Origin of the sequence: Paenarthrobacter sp. DKR-5 (assembly GCF_018531425.1) — a bacterium.
Taxonomy (GTDB): domain Bacteria; phylum Actinomycetota; class Actinomycetes; order Actinomycetales; family Micrococcaceae; genus DKR-5.
In genome coordinates this window covers 395,284-411,241 of sequence record NZ_JAHBOI010000004.1, presented here as the reverse complement: position 1 = coordinate 411,241, position 15,958 = coordinate 395,284, and the positions used below count along the sequence as shown (strand labels likewise).

17 protein-coding genes are annotated in these 15,958 nt (G+C 70.0%); 6 read left to right on the top strand and 11 right to left on the bottom strand.

All coding sequences use genetic code 11. The features are described 5' to 3' along the window. Positions 1-34: 34 nt before the first annotated feature. Positions 35-1,009, bottom strand: coding sequence for a plastocyanin/azurin family copper-binding protein (locus tag KIH31_RS11125; protein WP_214427171.1), 975 nt, complete (start codon positions 1,007-1,009; stop codon positions 35-37). Positions 1,010-1,308: 299 nt separating this feature from the next. Here KIH31_RS11125 and KIH31_RS11120 point away from each other — a divergent pair, with 299 nt between their 5' ends. Continuing rightward, complete coding sequence (locus KIH31_RS11120) at positions 1,309-2,280, top strand: ADP-ribosylglycohydrolase family protein (protein WP_214427170.1); 972 nt, start codon at positions 1,309-1,311, stop codon at positions 2,278-2,280. Here the strand turns inward: KIH31_RS11120 and KIH31_RS11115 are convergent. After that, the gene (locus tag KIH31_RS11115; RefSeq protein WP_214427169.1) at positions 2,261-2,797 is read right to left on the bottom strand and encodes a DUF4395 domain-containing protein; all 537 of its coding nucleotides are present in this window, start codon (positions 2,795-2,797) and stop codon (positions 2,261-2,263) included. The two genes, KIH31_RS11120 and KIH31_RS11115, sit on opposite strands and share 20 nt — an antisense overlap. Positions 2,798-2,883: 86 nt before the next feature. Then, on the bottom strand, positions 2,884-3,873 hold the full coding sequence (locus tag KIH31_RS11110; RefSeq protein ID WP_214427168.1) for an exonuclease domain-containing protein: 990 nt from the start codon (positions 3,871-3,873) through the stop codon (positions 2,884-2,886). Between the two features lie 159 nt (positions 3,874-4,032). Between KIH31_RS11110 and KIH31_RS11105 the strand changes: the two genes are divergently transcribed. From KIH31_RS11105 to KIH31_RS11095, 3 genes are all read left to right on the top strand, one after another. Continuing rightward, positions 4,033-4,623 carry an HAD family phosphatase gene (locus KIH31_RS11105; RefSeq protein ID WP_214427167.1) on the top strand — a complete coding sequence of 197 codons (591 nt, stop codon included), beginning with the start codon at positions 4,033-4,035 and terminating at the stop codon, positions 4,621-4,623. A gap of 81 nt (positions 4,624-4,704) precedes the next feature. Then, a complete protein-coding gene (locus KIH31_RS11100) occupies positions 4,705-5,574 on the top strand; it encodes an Fpg/Nei family DNA glycosylase (RefSeq protein ID WP_214427166.1) in 870 nt (289 codons plus the stop codon). Between the two features lie 49 nt (positions 5,575-5,623). Continuing rightward, complete coding sequence (locus KIH31_RS11095) at positions 5,624-6,355, top strand: VTT domain-containing protein (RefSeq protein ID WP_307857626.1); 732 nt, start codon at positions 5,624-5,626, stop codon at positions 6,353-6,355. Here KIH31_RS11095 and rdgB read toward each other — a convergent pair. The 6 genes from rdgB to clpS form a co-directional block, all read right to left on the bottom strand. Next, positions 6,352-6,975 carry an RdgB/HAM1 family non-canonical purine NTP pyrophosphatase gene (gene rdgB / locus KIH31_RS11090; RefSeq protein WP_214427165.1) on the bottom strand — a complete coding sequence of 208 codons (624 nt, stop codon included), beginning with the start codon at positions 6,973-6,975 and terminating at the stop codon, positions 6,352-6,354. The genes KIH31_RS11095 and rdgB overlap by 4 nt on opposite strands. Beyond that, positions 6,972-7,739, bottom strand: a complete 768-nt coding sequence (gene rph / locus KIH31_RS11085; protein ID WP_250545813.1) for a ribonuclease PH — start codon at positions 7,737-7,739, stop codon at positions 6,972-6,974. Before rph ends, rdgB begins: the two co-directional genes overlap by 4 nt. Before the next feature lie 85 nt (positions 7,740-7,824). Further along, entirely contained in the window at positions 7,825-8,622 is a 798-nt protein-coding gene (locus tag KIH31_RS11080) for an MBL fold metallo-hydrolase (RefSeq protein ID WP_214427164.1), read from the bottom strand. Then, positions 8,619-9,581 (bottom strand): glutamate racemase, encoded by a 963-nt coding sequence (murI, locus tag KIH31_RS11075; protein WP_214427163.1) that lies wholly within the window; start codon positions 9,579-9,581, stop codon positions 8,619-8,621. Before murI ends, KIH31_RS11080 begins: the two co-directional genes overlap by 4 nt. Before the next feature lie 108 nt (positions 9,582-9,689). Beyond that, positions 9,690-10,244: a DUF2017 domain-containing protein gene (locus tag KIH31_RS11070; RefSeq protein WP_214427162.1), complete on the bottom strand. Its 555-nt coding sequence runs from the start codon at positions 10,242-10,244 to the stop codon at positions 9,690-9,692. A 10-nt stretch (positions 10,245-10,254) separates the two neighbouring features. Further along, positions 10,255-10,563, bottom strand: coding sequence for an ATP-dependent Clp protease adapter ClpS (gene clpS, locus KIH31_RS11065; RefSeq protein WP_214427161.1), 309 nt, complete (start codon positions 10,561-10,563; stop codon positions 10,255-10,257). Positions 10,564-10,643: 80 nt separating this feature from the next. Between clpS and KIH31_RS11060 the strand changes: the two genes are divergently transcribed. Together KIH31_RS11060 and KIH31_RS11055 are read left to right on the top strand one after the other, a co-directional pair. Then, the gene (locus KIH31_RS11060) at positions 10,644-11,975 is read left to right on the top strand and encodes a nicotinate phosphoribosyltransferase (RefSeq protein ID WP_214427160.1); all 1,332 of its coding nucleotides are present in this window, start codon (positions 10,644-10,646) and stop codon (positions 11,973-11,975) included. Beyond that, positions 11,972-12,601, top strand: a complete 630-nt coding sequence (locus KIH31_RS11055; RefSeq protein ID WP_214427159.1) for a nicotinamidase — start codon at positions 11,972-11,974, stop codon at positions 12,599-12,601. The genes KIH31_RS11060 and KIH31_RS11055 overlap by 4 nt, the downstream gene beginning before the upstream one ends. Positions 12,602-12,733: 132 nt before the next feature. On the opposite strand, the gene KIH31_RS11050 is transcribed toward KIH31_RS11055, so the two are convergent. Then, a complete protein-coding gene (locus tag KIH31_RS11050) occupies positions 12,734-14,512 on the bottom strand; it encodes a DEAD/DEAH box helicase (protein ID WP_214427158.1) in 1,779 nt (592 codons plus the stop codon). Beyond that, positions 14,509-15,894 carry an MFS transporter gene (locus KIH31_RS11045; RefSeq protein ID WP_214427157.1) on the bottom strand — a complete coding sequence of 462 codons (1,386 nt, stop codon included), beginning with the start codon at positions 15,892-15,894 and terminating at the stop codon, positions 14,509-14,511. Before KIH31_RS11045 ends, KIH31_RS11050 begins: the two co-directional genes overlap by 4 nt. Positions 15,895-15,958: the final 64 nt, after the last annotated feature.

Sequence of the window (15,958 nt, the reverse complement as noted above, 5' to 3'; positions counted from 1 at the left end):
CCCAGCCGAATCTGGGAGTCCGCTGTGTGAGAGCTTAGTCCCCGGACGGGTCCCGGACGACGACTTTGCCCACCATGCCCATGTAGTCGTGCAGCGCGCAGACGTACGTGAAGGTGCCGGCCTTCGTGAAGGTCACCGTGAACGAGGAATGCGGCGCGAGGAGCCCGGAGTTCAACTGGCCGCCGCGGAAGTTGCGGGGATTGCCCACCTTCGCGAACGGGTTCGCCGGTTCCTTGCCGAAGGTCACCGTGTGCGGGGCGCCCATGCCGTTGTTCACGAACGTGACACGCTGGCCGGTGCGGATCACCACCGTCGCACGGACGAACCGCATCACCATGGCGGTGCCGTCGTCGGCGCCGGCAATCACGGTGTGGCGCCCGGCGTCGTCGCGGGCCTGCTGCCACAGGTCCATCCCGTCATCGAGGATGCGCTCTTCCCGTTCCCTCGCCTGGCGGTTGTAGTCGCGCTGGCTGTAGGGATAGGGCGTGCCGGCAGCACGCACGTGGACCGTGCCCTTCATCGCCGTTCCGTGCACCAGGCAGTAGTAGGTGTAGGTGCCCGTCCTCGGGAAGGTCAGGCTGTAGCTTTTGACCGCGGGCAGGCCGCTGTTCGGCGCCGTGGTGAGGATGCCGGAGTTGTAATAGCTGTGCCCGTTGTAGCTTGAGCCTCCGCGCCGCAGGAGTTCATTCGGTTTCGCCGGGTCGAACGGCTGGAGGGAGCCCAGCGACTGGCCCGTGGCGAGGAAAGTCACGGTATGGATTTCGGCCGAGTTCGCTGTCCACCGGACGGTGTCGCCGGCGTCGATGTAGATGTTGGCGGGCAGGAAAGACATTCCCTGCAGCGCCATGTCGTCGGATTGCGATCCGGCCAGCACCGTCCAGGTGCGTGGCGGCGCGGCCTGGGCGGCCGGTGCCGCGCCGACGACGAGGGGTGCCAGGGAGGCGATGAGCACCGACGCGAGCGCGCGCGTCAGGTGCCGGACTGAACGGAAAGCTGGATGTCGTCTCATGGGACGTTTCCCTTCACGGGAGGACGATCCGCAGCGCCGCTTCCGGCCCGTCGGCCCGGGCGGCTCGGCGGTTTTTTGGAGCCCAACGGCGGCAACGGTGCCGCGCGCCGGACAGAAAGGGCCTGCCGTCCCCGGCTCCCCCGGCGCCGCGAGACCGGACCGCCCGCCCTGGACAAGAACGCACTCCCAGCCTGCTCCGGTTCGCCCCCGTTGTCGAGGGTCCTGCCGCCCTGCCGGTAAATTTGGCTGCGGAACATTCGAAAACCGTCCCGGCCCGGGGGCCGCAGGAAGGACATCCCATGGTTGAGCCCACCACCGCCTCCCGGGTCCACGGCTGCCTGCTCGGCGGCGCTGTCGCCGAGGCCGCCGCACAGACGGCCGACGACGGCGGGCGCCGGTTCGCCGCGGGCACCCAACTGGCGCTCTATACCGTGGACGGGTTGGTGGAGGCGCTGGACTGGGCCAACCAGGGCGTGGCCGCCGACGAGACCGCCTGCCTCTGGCTGGCCTACCTGCGCTGGTTCACCGCGCAGGGCCACCGCGCTCCGTCCTCGGCGCCGGTGCCGCCGGCACGCTGGCTCGACGGCCAGGAAGCGGTGCGGCGGCCAACGGCCGCGGACCCGCTGTGCGTGAGCGCGCTGGCCACCGGCGAGATGGGAAGCACCGGCCGGCCCCTGAATGCCGGCGCGCGCGGCAGCGGCGCGGCAGTCCGCTCGGCACCTTTCGGGCTGGTTTCCCGGCTCGACGCCGCCATGGTCGCGCGGCTGAGCAGCAACGGCGCCGCCCTCACCCACGGCGATGCCTCGGACCGCGAATCCGCCGCAGCGTTCAGCCTGCTCATCCATGCCGCTGTGGAAGGTACGGGCAGCCTCCGTGCCTGTGTCGCAAGGGTTGAGGAGTACCTCGGCGGCCAGGCCGGTGCGGACGGCGTGCTGGGGGCGCTGCAGGACGCGGTCGATGCGGCGGACACGGGCACGGATGCAGACGCACCTGCTGCGGCCTCATTCTGCGCCGAGCCGCTGGCCGCCGCCATCCATGCCGTCCTAGCGACCGACGGCGCGGAGCCGGCGCAGCATTTCCTGGACGCTGTCCGGCTCGCGTCGCAGGCGGGGCCCGCCCATGCGGCAGCCGCCGTGATGGCCGGGAGCCTGCTTGGTGCCTTTTACGGCGAGGGCTGCCTGCCCGCGGACGGGCTGGCAGCCCTGGAGGGTGCGGAAGTGGTGCGCACCATGGCGCAGGAGCTGCTGAAGGCTACCGGCGTCGAAGGCTGATGTTGTTGCAGGCCTCGCAGACGTCCTCCGGGATGACGCCGGCCCGCTGGAGCCGGCCGAACACCACGCAGCCGATGCACAGGCCGACGAACGCCTCCAGCGACGCCGCGATGATGAGCACAGCCGTGAGCGCCCAGGCGGCCACGGGGACTCCCGTCAGGTAGAGGACCGCCGCAGCGGTGGACAGTACCGCGCCGATGCCCTGTGCGAAGCGCTTCGGCGGCCCGGCCACGAGGTTGACCTTGCCCAGGCGCGGGGTGATCACCTTCGTTGAGAGCAGCGCCGCCGGTGAGATGCGCGGGCCGAAGAGCACGCGGAGTATGAAGCCGCCGGCGATGAGCACCAGCCCCCAGCCCTGGCCCGTCAACAGCGTGGCGAGGGCGAGCACGACCACGATGCCGGCGGTGACGCGGGCGGCGTATTCGTTCACGGGGTTCGGGAACGCGAAGATCCGGCGCGCCCGCGAGCTGCGGGGTTCGAGCGAGATGAAATCGGGGCGTTCGCGCAACTGGGTCATACAGTCAGGCTAGGCGCGCGCCGCGGCGCCCGGGAAGAAATGTTGCGCACTGTGACAGTTGGCCCGCAGGGCTCCCCGGGCCCGGTTCAGACAGCAGCGGGCCACTCGCCGCCGAGCATTTGCAGGAATTCCGCTGCGGAGAGCACCTCGATCTGCTGGCCGCGCTGGTGCAGCTCGAGCACGCGACGGGCCTTCGTGGTCACCCTCCCGGACCGCAGGTCCGCGGCGGTGAAACCGTCGCCAACCACCAGGACGGTCGTCCTGCGGGTCACCGAACTCGCCGGCTGGGCCCCGAGGGCGGCCGCGCGTTCCTTGGCATGGGCACGCGGCATCCCAAGGTTGCCCGTGAACACCACTGTCTGCCCGAACAGCGGGTGGCTGCGGTCCGCGGCAGGGTTGGCGGGCGGGTTGATCCCCTCGTCGGGCCACCCCGTCCAGGTTGCGGGGGCGGACCGCCGGAGCAGTTCCGTCCGGGTGGACTTGGACAGCTCGTCGAGCCCCGGCCGGTAGGCCTCGAGCCGGCCCTGGGACAGTTGCATCGAGGCGAAAACCCCGGCAATGCTGTCCGCTCCGTTGCGCCGGGCAATGTCAATCATGATGCCGGCGCACGCCCGGGCATCCTCGACGGCGTCGTGGTGGTTCATCAGCGGCACCCCTGCCGCCTCGGCCACGAACGGCAGCGAATACGACGGCAGCGAGTAGCTCCGGCGGGACAGCACCACCGTGCAGGCGTAGTCGTAGGCCGGGCCTGCCATGTCGGAGACTTCCAGGGCCGATCGGATGACCCCGAGGTCGAACGCCGCGTTGTGGGCTACCAGCACGTCGCCGCCAATGAAGCCGCCGATTTCCGGAAAGACATCACCAAAGCGCGGGTGCGACGCGACGTCGTCGGGGGTGATGCCGTGGATGTCGATGTTGCGTGCCTCGAACCGGTCGTAACCGGCCGGCGGACGCATCAGCCAATAACCCTCTTCAACGATTCTCCCGTCGCGGACCTTGCTCAGGCCGACCGAGCAGGGAGAACCGCGGAACCCGTTGGCTGTCTCAAAATCGATAGCGGTAAACTCCAGACCCACGCCCCCAAGGGTACCGGCCGCACGGGCGGCTTCGGCTCAGGAACACGGCCGCTCCGGCCAATCGCGCCCTCCGTCTGGAGCTGGGAGCCGGCCGGGACTTAACCCACTGTTCACGCGCGCGGCCTTCAACAGCCGCACGCGCGGCACTACGCTGACCCCATGGAAACGGCGCAATGGTACGTGTTCGACTACGGCATGGTGATTTCCGAGGCACCCGGCGAGGAGGACTGGCAGGCTCTGCGGGAAGCCTGCGGTCTCGACGTCCAGGATGCGCAGAGCCCCTATTGGACGCACCGCACCGAGTTCGACGCCGGACGGCTGAGCTCCGAGGAGTACTGGAGCCGGGTGCTCGGCCGCGAAGCGGGCGTAGGCCTCGCGGGCAGCCTGGACGCCCTCGACGCGAACGCGTGGTCCCACTGCAACCTCGACACCCTGGATGTGGTCGAGGGCCTCAGCGCGCGCGGCGAGCAGCTGGCCCTGCTGTCGAACATGCCCTCGGCGATGGCCGACGAGTTCTCCGGCGCCGCGTGGTCCCGGTATTTCCGGCACCTGTTCTTCTCCTCACGGCTCGGACTCATCAAGCCTGATCCGCGGGTCTTCGACCACGTGCTGGCCGCGCTCGGCGTTCCCGCGGAGCAGGTGACCTTCGTGGACGACAAACAAGAGAACGTGGATGCCGCGGCGGCCCTGGGTATGCGCGCCATCCTGCACACACCCGGCATTGACCTGCAGCGCGAGATCGGCCTCTGACCCGGCGGCGCAAGCCCCGCGCCGCACACCGCACTGGATACCGCACTGGGCGCCGCGGGCAAAACACGGCAAGATAATGCCATGCCCGAGCTTCCGGAAGTCGCAGGTCTTGTCCGCTTCCTCGACGCCGAGCTCGCCGGGGCCGAGATCGAGACTGTGAGCGTGCTGGCGATTGCCGCCCTGAAGACGGTCGAGCCCCGTTACACCGAACTCGAGGGTCGCCGGGTGCAGCGCGCACTGCGCTTCGGCAAGTTCGTCGCCCTCGACGCCGACGGACTTTACCTCGTCTTCCATTTGGCCAAGGCCGGCTGGCTGCGCTTTGCCGAGGGCGAGCCGGGCACGCTCCCCCGGCCCGGGCGCGGGCCGACAGCACTGCGCGTCCGTCTGGCGACGGCAGGCGGCCCTGCGTGGTTCGACCTGACCGAAGCCGGGACGAAGAAGCGCCTGGCAATCTACGTGGTGGCCAAGCCGCAGGACGTCCCCGGGATCGCCAGCCTGGGCCCGGACCCGCTCGACCCTGCCTTCGGGCAGGAGGAGTTCGACCAACTCCTCACCGCCCACCACGGACAGATCAAGGGGCTGCTGCGGAACCAAGGCATCATCGCAGGCATCGGCAACGCCTACAGCGACGAGATCCTGCACGCCGCCCGGCTCTCGCCCTTCGCGCTGGCCAACGGACTCAAAGACGAGGAGCGGCGCCGGCTGTTCCAGTCCCTGCGCGAGGTGCTTGGCACCGCCATCGAGGCGGCGGCCGGAAAGCCACCGAACTCGCTCAAGGACGCCAAGCGTTCGGGCATGCGCGTGCACGGACGCACCGGCGAGAGCTGCCCGGTCTGCGGGGACACGGTGCGTGAAGTCTCCTTTGCCGACACGTCGCTGCAGTACTGCCCCACCTGCCAGACCTCCGGCCGACTGCTGGCCGACCGCCGCACCTCGCGCTTCCTGAAGTAGTACAGGACCGCCCGGAGGAGCCGGGTGGCCGGTGCCGTAGGCTTTAAGGGTGACTTCCTCCGCGCACGTCCTGGCCGCCCTCGGCGCCGTCCACCCCTCCGCCGGCCTCCTGCCGGGCTGGATGGACCCCAACGTCTTCCTGCGCGACCCGGCCCTGGCGCCGTGGATTGTGCTCGTGGTGTGCGCGGTGCTCTTCGCCGAGACCGGGCTGCTGGTCGGATTCTTCCTGCCGGGCGACTCGATGCTGTTCACCGCCGGGCTGCTGGTGGCCACCGGAACGGTCCACATCAACATCTTCCTGCTGGGCGCCGCTGCCTTCGTCGCCGCATTCGCCGGCGACCAGGCCGGCTACCTGATCGGCCGGAAGGCGGGCCCGGCTGTGTTCAACAAGCCCGAATCCAGGCTGTTCCGGCAGGAATACGTGGACAAGGCGCACGCCTTCTTCGTCAAGTACGGCGGGCGCTCAATCATCCTCGCCCGCTTCGTGCCGATCGTACGGACCTTCATTCCCGTCGTCGCCGGCGTGGCCCGCATGCATTACCGGACCTTCATTGTCTACAACGCGGTGGGAGCCCTGCTGTGGGGCGTGGGCGTGACGCTGCTGGGTTTCTGGCTGGGGCAGTTCACCTGGGTGGGACAAAACATCGACCTGATCTTCATCGTGATCGTGCTCGTTTCGGTCATCCCGATCGGCCTCGAGCTGTTCAAGGCCCGCCGCAACGGCCGGGCATCGGCGGCACAGGAAACGGCCGCGGAGGAACCCTCCGAGCTGGACCGCTAACCCAGCGCCTCGACAATCGCCGGCAGCAGTGCCCGGAACGCCTGGCCCCGGTGGCTGATGGCGTTCTTTTCCTCGCGGCTGAGCTCCGCGCAGCTGCGGTCCATTCCCTTCGGCACCAGAATCGGGTCGTAGCCGAACCCGTGAGCACCGCGCGGCTCGCGCAGCAGCGTGCCTTCCAGTTGGCCGTACTCCACGACGGTGGAGGCGTGCTCGCCGGGAAGCGCCAGCGCGGCCGCGCAGACGAAGGCCGCGCCCCGGTGTTCCTCCGAGATGTCTGCCAGTTGTGCCAGCAGCAAACGCAGATTGGCCTCGTCGTCGCCGTGCCGGCCGGCCCAGCGGGCCGAAAAAATTCCGGGGGCACCCCCGAGTACGTCCACGGCCAGACCCGAATCGTCGGCAATCGCGACCAGCCCGGTTGCCTTGGCGACCGCCTTGGCCTTCAGCAGCGAGTTCTCAGCGAAGGTCACGCCCGTCTCGGCGACGTCGGGGGCCCCGACGGAGGGCGCGTCCACCACCTCGGTGTCCACGTCCAGTCCCGGGACCTGGCCGCGGAGCAGGTCCCGCAGCTCGCGCAGTTTTCCCTTGTTGTGGGTGGCCAGCACCAGCCGCGGGGCACTCACGGGCGGCCCTCTTCGAGGGTGTCGCGCTGGATGTCCGCCAGCTGGGCCGTCCCCAGCAGCGCAAGATCCAGCAGCGCATCCAGTTCGGCGCGGTCGAAGGGCGCTCCCTCGGCGGTTCCCTGGACTTCCACGAACTTGCCCGATCCGGTCACCACGACGTTCATGTCGGTCTCGGCGCGCACGTCCTCGATGTACGGCAAGTCCAGCATCGGGATGCCGTCGATGATGCCGACGCTCACCGCCGCAACGGTATCGACCAGCGGCTCTGCGTTGCGCGCGACCAGTTTCTTCTCCTTGGCCCAGCGCAGCGCTTCCGCCAGTGCCACGTAGGCGCCGGTGATCGCCGCCGTCCGGGTGCCCCCGTCAGCCTGGAGCACGTCGCAGTCCAGCACCACGGTGTTCTCGCCGAGGGCCTTCGTGTCGATGATCGAGCGCAGCGAACGCCCGATCAGCCGGGAGATTTCGTGCGTGCGGCCGCCGATCTTGCCCTTGACCGATTCGCGGTCGGAGCGGGTGTTGGTGGCCCGGGGCAGCATCGCGTACTCGGCGGTGACCCAGCCCCGGCCCTCGCCCTTGAGCCAGCGCGGCACGCCCTCGGTGAAGGACGCGGTGCACAGCACCCGGGTGTTGCCGAACTCGATCAGCGCGGATCCTTCCGCCTGCTTGGACCAGCCCCTGGTGATGCTGATCGGGCGCAGCTGTGTCGGGGTGCGCCCGTCGGCGCGGATCACGGTGGTCTCGGAGGACGTGTCGGCTGAAGTCATGCCTCCAGCTTATCGGCCGCCCCGGCACGCCGGGCCCGGGCCTGGGGCAGGGAGCCGTGCCCGGCCCCGGGCCCGGGTGCCGGCTTCAGATGTGGTAGTGGACGCCTGCCACCGCGACCGCGAGGCCGCCGTCGAACGCGGGCCGGGCCTCGGCGAGCACCGTGGCCGCATCGGTCCAGACCGGCAGGTGGGTCAGCAGCAGCCGCCGGGCCCCGGCCTCGGCAGCGGCCTCGGCGGCGCGCTTGCCCGTCAGGTGCACGCCGCTGATGCCGTCGTCGCGCCCTTCCTGGAAGGCGGCCTCGCACAGGAACAGGTGCGCGTCCCGTGCGGCGTCCACCAGGGCCGGGCACGAGTCGGTGTCCCCGGAGTAGGCCAGGGTGGTCACCCGGGGGACGCCGGTGCCGTCCCACTCGGTGGTCTCCACCCGCAGTGCGTACGCTTCCTCAACCGGGTGGTTCACCGCGTACGGCGTGACCCGGAACGGGCCCACCTGCACCGGCGTGCGCTCGGCCCAGTTCCTGAAATCGAATTCCTCGCGCATCCCCGGCTCCAGATCCAGGCCGTACGCGGTGGCGATCCGGTCCGCCGTCGCGGCCGGGCCCCAGACCTTGACCCGCCCCGCCTTCCAGCCCTGCGGGTCCCAGCGCACCGCCACGTGGAGGCCGCACAGGTCCATGCAGTGGTCCGGATGCAGGTGGCTGAGGAATATGGCGTCAATGTCCTGCAGGTCCAGGTAACGCTGCACCGCCCCCAGGGCGCCGCTGCCGAGGTCCAGCAGCACGCGCCAGGTGCGGTCGCCGTCGTTTGCCGTCAGCAGGTAGCACGACGCCGGCGACTGCGGGCCGGGGAACGAGCCGCTGCAGCCGACGATGGTCAGCTTCATGGGGTGGCGCCGTGCGCGACGAAGTTGGAGATGCGGGCCTGCCCGCCGTCGGCCCGGGCCGCGGCGATCATCTCCGGCGTGATGCGGGCCATGCTCCCGGTCGGATAGTGGGCCGCCACATGGTCCACGTGTTCGACGGAGAGGACCTCGGGGCCGAGGAACCGGCGGGCCAGGACTTCGAACTGGGCTGCGTCCCCGGTGGCAATGAAATGGTGCTTCGGTGCGGCGGCGTCGGTGCGCTCCAGTCCGTGCGAGACGAGCGCCCGGTAGACGTCCTTGGCCGTCTCCTCCGCACTGGAGACCAGGGTGACCTGCTCGCCCATGACGTAGGAAATGACGCCGGTCAGCAGCGGATAGTGGGTGCAGCCGAGCACCAGCGTGTCCACGCCGGCACTGCGCAGCGGCGCGAGGTATCCCTCGGCAGCGGAAAGCAGTTCCGGGCCCGAGGTGATCCCGGCCTCGACGTAATGCACGAAGTCGGGGCAGGCGGCCGAGGTGATGCGCAGATCCGGCGCAGCGGCGAAAGTGTCCTCGTAGGCCCGGGAACCGACAGTGGCCGAGGTCCCGATCACGCCGACGCGGCCGGTGCGGGTGGCCGCCACCGCGCGGCGCACGGCCGGCTGGATGACCTCGATGACGGGGATGCCGTAGCGGGCGGTGTACCGCTCGCGCGCGTCGCGCAGCACGGCCGCCGAGGCGGAGTTGCAGGCGATCACGAGCAGTTTCACGCCCGAGTCCACCAGTTCGTCCATCACGCCCAGCGCGTTGGCGCGGACCTCGGCGATCGGCAGCGGGCCGTAGGGCCCGTTGGCGGTGTCCCCGACGTAGAGGATCGACTCGTTGGGAAGCTGGTCAATGACCGCACGTGCGACGGTCAAACCACCGACGCCGGAATCGAATATGCCGATCGGCGCGGAGTTTCCACGCTCCCGTCGGCCCTCCATCGCAGCTGAGCTCATGATCTAACGAGAATAGTTTGTCTTCGCCGCCAAGGTTAACTTTGGGCCACGTTCCGTTTGTCACACGTGTCGCCGCGGTGCGGCGGGCTGCCGCGGCGACGGGAGGACCTACAGGCTGCGCAGCATCGCCTGGACGAGGGACTCCTGCAGCCAGGAGACGAAGTTGTAGACCAGCGCCAGATAACTGTCCACGTCCTTGGCCTGGCTCCAGTCCATCATGGCGTTGATCGCTTCGGCGTCCTTCTCGTCCTTGATCTGCAGGCGTTCGGCCAGCACCAGGCGCACGTCGTTGAGGGCCATCGCCCAGAGCCGCGCATCGTTCTGGCTGAGCGTGAGCTGCTTGGCGTCCAGACCCAGCGCGGCCGCCCGGAGCGCGCCGATCTTCGTCTCCCGGAGCGAGCGCTCCGTGAGCTGGCGGAACTCGAGGGCCGCTGCGTCGTCGTCGCGCACGGCATTGGGCAGCAGCCGCTTGAGCGCGGCGTCCGTCGGCTCGGCCACGTCCGGATCGAACCCGACCAGCGCAGCGAGCGGGTCCTGGTGGGCCGGGGTTGCGGGTTCGAGCATCTCGATGACGTCGTCGAAGAGGTTCCGGAGCAGGTCCCGCTCCGCCGGTTCCAGGTATCCGGTGATGCCCTTGAGCCCGTACTTGAAGGCCTTGGCCACTAGGAAATCCTCACTGCTGGTCCTGCTTCTGGATGGTCGCCCACAGCCCGTAGGAGTGCATGGCGACGGCGTGCTGCTCCATTTTTTCGCGGCTGCCGGAGGCGACGGCCGAGCGGCCCTGCGTGTGCACCTGCATCATCAGCTCGTGGGCTTTCGCCTCGGAGTAGCCGAAGTAGCTTTGGAAGACATAACTGACATAGCTCATCAGGTTGACGGGGTCGTTCCAAACGATCACAACCCACGGAACGTCGCTGGCTGTCAGTTCCTCGCTGCTGGTCTCCTGCCGCAGGTCTTCGGAGGGCGCGGTGCTGACGGTCATTGATCCATTCTAGGTCGTCCCCGCTGGCCGGCCGCCCCGGCGCTACTCAGCGCCGGCGCTCCGCCACTAAAGTGGTCAGGGTGACTACCTCAGCCGGCTGGGCACCGCCCAGGACGTCCCTGTTCACGGACCACTACGAACTGACCATGCTGCAGGCCTCCCTGCGCTCCGGCGCCGCCCACCGCCGGTCGGTGTTCGAGGTCTTCGCCCGGCGCCTTCCGGAGGGCCGCCGCTACGGCATCGTCGGCGGCACCGGGCGGTTGCTCGAGGGCCTGGCGAACTTCCGCTTCGGGCCCGAGGAACTGGATTTCCTCGCCCGGACGCACGTGGTGGACGACGCGACGCTTGAGTACCTCGCGGGCTTCCGCTTCTCCGGGGACATTTACGGCTACGCCGAAGGCGACGCGTACTTCCCCTACTCCCCCATCCTGATCGTCGAGTCCAGCTTTGCCGAGGCGTGCATCCTGGAAACGTTCGTGCTCTCGGCGCTCAACCATGACAGCGCGATCGCCTCGGCCGCCTCCCGGATGACGACGGCCGCCGCCGGCCGGCCCTGCATCGAGATGGGCTCGCGCCGCACGCAGGAGGAATCCGCCGTCGCGGCCGCCCGTGCCGCCGTCATCGCCGGATTCGCCAGCACCTCCAACCTCGAGGCCGGCCTGCGCTACGGGGTGCGGACCGTCGGCACCGCCGCCCACTCCTTCACGCTGCTTCACGACACCGAGCGGGACGCGTTCGCGGCGCAGATCGACGCTCTCGGCAAGGGAACCACGCTGCTCGTGGACACCTACGACGTCGCCGCCGCGGTGCGGACGGCGGTCGAGCTGGCCGGGCCGGAACTCGGCGGCGTCCGGCTCGACTCCGGGGACCTGCTCACGCAGGCGCGGGAAGTGCGGGCCCTGCTGGACTCGCTCGGGAACCACAACACGCGGATCACTGTCACCTCTGACCTGGACGAGCACGCCATCGCGGCGCTCGCCTCGGCGCCGGTGGACGCGTACGGCGTCGGCACCTCCCTGGTCACCGGCTCCGGCGCGCCGACCGCCAGCATGGTGTACAAGCTGGTGGCCCGCGCGGACGACGGCGGCCCGCTGGTCTCGGTCGCGAAGACCTCCCCCAACAAGATTTCCCACGGCGGCCGCAAGTACGCGCTGCGCCGCCTTGACGAGCACGGCACCGCCCAGGCCGAGGTCATCGGCGTCGCGCACCGCCCGATCGACGACGGCGACGACCGCTCGCTGCTGCACCAGTTCGTCCGGGACGGCGAGCTGCTGCCGGGCTGGACCGGCGCGGAGGGCGTGCGCCGCGCAGCGCAGCGCCATGCCGACACGATGGCCGAACTGCCCGCCGCGGTCCGCCGCCTGCAGCGGGGCGAGCCGGCCCTGCCGACCGAATTCGAGGAGCAGTCATGACCCGTGCCCTGATCGTGGTGGATGTGCAGAACGACTTCTGCGAAGGCGGATCGCTGGCGGTGACCGGGGGCGCGGACGTCGCAGGCCGGATCAGCGAGTACATCGAAGAGCATTACGACGAGTTCGACCACATTGTGGCCACGCAGGACTGGCATGTGGACCCGGGGAGCCACTTCTCCGAAAACCCTGACTACGTGAACAGCTGGCCGGTGCACTGCGTGGCCGGGTCGGACGGCGCACAGACCCACCCGGACTTCGACACCGAGCATGTCGAGGCGTTCTTCCGTAAGGGCCGTTTCGAGGCCGCGTATTCCGGCTTCGAGGGCCTGCTCGCCCCGGATGAGGAGGTGCCGACCGGGGACCGCCGCGTCGGGGCCGCCGTCCAGGCCGGCGAGGAAGAGGACGAGGACGCCGTCGGCCTGGACGACTGGCTGCAGCAGCACGAGGTGGACGAGGTGGTGGTGGTCGGGCTGGCGACGGACCACTGCGTGCGTGCCACCGCGCTTGACGCCGTCCAGGCCGGCTACTCGACCACGGTGGTGCGGGACCTGACCGCCGGCGTCGCCGAAGACACCACCGAGGCGGCGCTTGAAGAACTCGAAGACGCCGGGGTGGACATCGTCTGAGCCGGGGCGGCGGGCCGGCGAACCGGCTTCGCGCAGCGGCGTTGGCAACTCGGACCGGCGATAGCGGAACTTCGCTAACGCCCGTCCGGGTTCCTCACGGTCACGTCCGTGTTCCCCACGGGCAGGCCGCGGCTACTTGCGGCCGATGAACCAGTCCTGGAGCTTCTTGAGCCGGTCCTGCAGCTGCGCCTCGTTGGCCTGCGCGACGGCGGGGCCGCCGCAGAGCCGGCGAAGCTCGCTGTGCACCAACCCGTGCGGCATCCCGGAGCGCGCAGCCCAGGCCGCCACGTTCTTGGCGAGTTCGGCGCGGAGCTCCTTGAGCATGCGGTGGTCGACGACGGCGGGAGCCTCCGGAGCCGGCGCTGCGCCCGGCGTCTTCTTGCGCCGGCTCTGCTGCTCGTGCTGGCGCTGGCGCAGCAACAGGCCGACCTGTTCGGCGTCCAGCAGGCCCGGGATGCCGAGGAAGTCCAGCTCGTCCTCGCTGCCGACCTCGGCGCCGGTGCCGAATTCGCCGCCGTCGAAGAGCACGCGGTCGAAGGAGGCCTGCGATTCGAGCGCCTCGTACTTGCCTTTCGTCAGGGAGTCGGAGGCCTTTTCCTCGCGGTTGGCCTCCTCCATGAGGGCGTCCTCGAGTGCGAAGTCCTCGGCGTCCTCGTTGACCGGCCGGTCCAGGGCGTGGTCGCGCTCGAGTTCGAGCTGGTTCGCGAGCGCCATCAGGTTCGGCACGGACGGCAGGAAGACCGATGCCGTTTCGCCGCGTTTGCGGGCACGGACGAAGCGGCCGACGGCCTGGGCGAAGAACAACGGTGTGGCAGTCGATGTCGCGTACACGCCGACGGCGAGGCGTGGCACGTCCACGCCTTCGGACACCATGCGGACGGCAACCATCCAGCGCTGCTCCCCCGCGGAGAAGTCTTCGATCTTCTGCGAGGCGCCCACGTCGTCAGAGAGGATCACTGTCGGCGATTCCCCGGTGATGCGCTTGAGCTGGCCCGCGTAGGCCCGCGCGTCGTCGTGGTCGGTGGCGATGACCAGGCCGCCGGCGTCGGGAACAGCGCGGCGCACCTCGGTGAGGCGCTTGTCGGCTGCGGCGAGGACGGCCGGGATCCATTCGCCGGTCGGGTTCAGGGCGGTCCGCCAGGCCTGCGCGGTGATGTCCTTGGTGACAGCCTCGCCCAGGGTCGCTGCCATCTCATCGCCCGCGCTGGTGCGCCAGCGCATCTGGCCGGAGTACGCCATGAACATCACGGGCCGGACCACATGGTCCTTCAGGGCGGCACCGTAGCCGTACGTGTAGTCCGCCCGCGAGCGCCGGATCCCGTCCTTGTCCTCGGCGTATTCGACAAACGGGATGGCCGCCGTGTCGGACCGGAACGGGGTACCCGTCAGGGCCAGCCGGCGGGAGGCGGGCTCGAAGGCCTCACGGATGCCGTCGCCCCAGGACAGCGCGTCGCCGCCGTGGTGGATCTCATCCAGGATCACCAGGGTGCGGGCGGCCTCGGTCTTGGCGCGGTGCAGCATCGGCTTGCTGGCCACCTGCGCGTACGTGACCGCGACGCCGATGAAGTCCGCGCCGTGCCGGCCGTCCGCGTTTTTGAAGTTCGGATCGATGGAGATGCCGACACGTGCCGCGGCGTCGGCCCACTGGCGCTTGAGGTGGTCGGTGGGGGCCACGATGGTCACCCGGTTGATGGTGCCGCGCTCCAGCAGCAGGGAGGCGACGCGCAGCGCGAAGGTCGTCTTACCGGCGCCCGGCGTCGCCACCGCGAGGAAGTCCTGCGGGGCCATGTTCAGGTACCGATCCAGGGCCTCCGCCTGCCAGGCGCGCAGTTTGGGGGCGGTCCCCCAGGCGGCCCGTTCCGGGTAGGCCGGAGGCAGGGTGGGGCCCGAGCCGAAGAGGGTTTCCGTCACGCCGCGGCTGCCTTGTCCGAACCGGCGGCGAGGGGTGCGGCACCGCCGGGGATGCGGAAGCCCGCGACAGCGGCAAGCGCCGCAAAGAAGGCCAGTATTGCCCAAATCACTACGTAAACTCCGGCCTCAGAAGGTTGTATCGGATTCCGCAGCAGCGCGTACACAGTCCCGGCTCCAGCAGTTCCAATCACTCCACCGAGCATATCGGCCAGCTGCAGAGAAGCCGAATTCCGCCCCCTGTCCTGCTCGTTGGAGAGCTCCAGCACGAGGACCGAGGTGCGCGAGAGCGCCACCCCCATCGCAAAGCCGGAACCGACCCAGACCAGCCCCGGGATCCAGCCCGGCAGCGACGGCCATGCAGCCAGCGCCATCAGCGAAAGCGTCACCGCCAGCAGCACCGGAGCCAGCCGGAGCATCCAGTCCTTGCCGCGCCGGATCCGGGCGTGCGTGACCGAGCCGAGCGTCCAGCCGACGGCGCCCCCGGTGAGCGCCAGCCCTGCGGCGGACGGTTCGATGCCGCGCGTGCTCACGAGCATCAGCGGCACGAACGCCTCCGCCCCGAAGAACGCCAGGGTGAGCAGGCCGCGGGCGACAACCACGCTCGGCAGGCCCCGGCGCAGCCGGAAGGTGCCGGCCGGCAGCAGCCGCGGGGCGGCGAGGACGACGGCGGCCAGGCCCGCAGCACCGAGCAAAAGACTCCATGCCCCCGCCCCGCCAGCCGCGTCGTGGGCCGCCCACTGCCCCGCGAACACTCCGACGGCAAGCACCAGGCCCAGCAGCGCGCGCCGGCCGCCCGCCGCCGGGTCCGTCGAGGGCTCCGCGGGCGGTCCGAGCCGGCGCACCGTCGACCAGACCAGGCCCACCGCCCCGAGCACGAAGGGAGCGACGCCAAAGAACACCCAGCGCCAGGAGACGTGTTCGGCCAGCAGCCCCGCAATGTAGGGGCCCACGAGCGAGGGGACGACCCACGCCGCGGAGAACCAGCCGAACAAGGTCGGTTGCAGCCGCGGCGGGAGTGCCTGGCCGATGATGACGTAGAGCGGCACAATCAGGAACCCGCCGCCCAGGCCGGACACCATGCGGCCGAGCGTGAGCAGGGTGAAGTCGGCTGCTGCGCCGGAGACCACAAGCCCGGAGCACATCAGCACCAGCCCGGTCAGCAGCGACGGCCGCGGGCCCTTCAGGTCGCACCAGACTCCGGCGGACGCCGTCGCCACGAGCGAGGCCGTCAGGTACATCGAAAAGGCCAGCCCGTAGCTGGAGCGGCCGTGAAGTTCGTCAGCGACCACCGGCATGGCGGTCGCCACGGCCATCGCTTCGAACGCCGTGCAGGTGACAATGGCCAGCAGCCCGATCACGAGCCCCCGGTGCTCGGCGCCCATCAGGCCCGGCGCCTCCGCGCCCCCACGTGCGGCCCGGAGGGCACGGATTTTCCCCCAAACGGCC

What these genes read in the sequence shown, in the direction of transcription:
- KIH31_RS11125 (WP_214427171.1), bottom strand. Translation starts at nt 1,009, where the DNA reads ATGAGACGACATCCAGCTTTCCGTTCAGTCCGGCACCTGACGCGCGCG.
- KIH31_RS11120 (WP_214427170.1), top strand. Translation starts at nt 1,309, where the DNA reads ATGGTTGAGCCCACCACCGCCTCCCGGGTCCACGGCTGCCTGCTCGGC.
- KIH31_RS11115 (WP_214427169.1), bottom strand. Translation starts at nt 2,797, where the DNA reads ATGACCCAGTTGCGCGAACGCCCCGATTTCATCTCGCTCGAACCCCGC.
- KIH31_RS11105 (WP_214427167.1), top strand. Translation starts at nt 4,033, where the DNA reads ATGGAAACGGCGCAATGGTACGTGTTCGACTACGGCATGGTGATTTCC.
- KIH31_RS11100 (WP_214427166.1), top strand. Translation starts at nt 4,705, where the DNA reads ATGCCCGAGCTTCCGGAAGTCGCAGGTCTTGTCCGCTTCCTCGACGCC.
- rph (WP_250545813.1), bottom strand. Translation starts at nt 7,739, where the DNA reads ATGACTTCAGCCGACACGTCCTCCGAGACCACCGTGATCCGCGCCGAC.
- KIH31_RS11080 (WP_214427164.1), bottom strand. Translation starts at nt 8,622, where the DNA reads ATGAAGCTGACCATCGTCGGCTGCAGCGGCTCGTTCCCCGGCCCGCAG.
- murI (WP_214427163.1), bottom strand. Translation starts at nt 9,581, where the DNA reads ATGAGCTCAGCTGCGATGGAGGGCCGACGGGAGCGTGGAAACTCCGCG.
- clpS (WP_214427161.1), bottom strand. Translation starts at nt 10,563, where the DNA reads ATGACCGTCAGCACCGCGCCCTCCGAAGACCTGCGGCAGGAGACCAGC.
- KIH31_RS11055 (WP_214427159.1), top strand. Translation starts at nt 11,972, where the DNA reads ATGACCCGTGCCCTGATCGTGGTGGATGTGCAGAACGACTTCTGCGAA.
- KIH31_RS11045 (WP_214427157.1), bottom strand. Translation starts at nt 15,894, where the DNA reads ATGGGCGCCGAGCACCGGGGGCTCGTGATCGGGCTGCTGGCCATTGTC.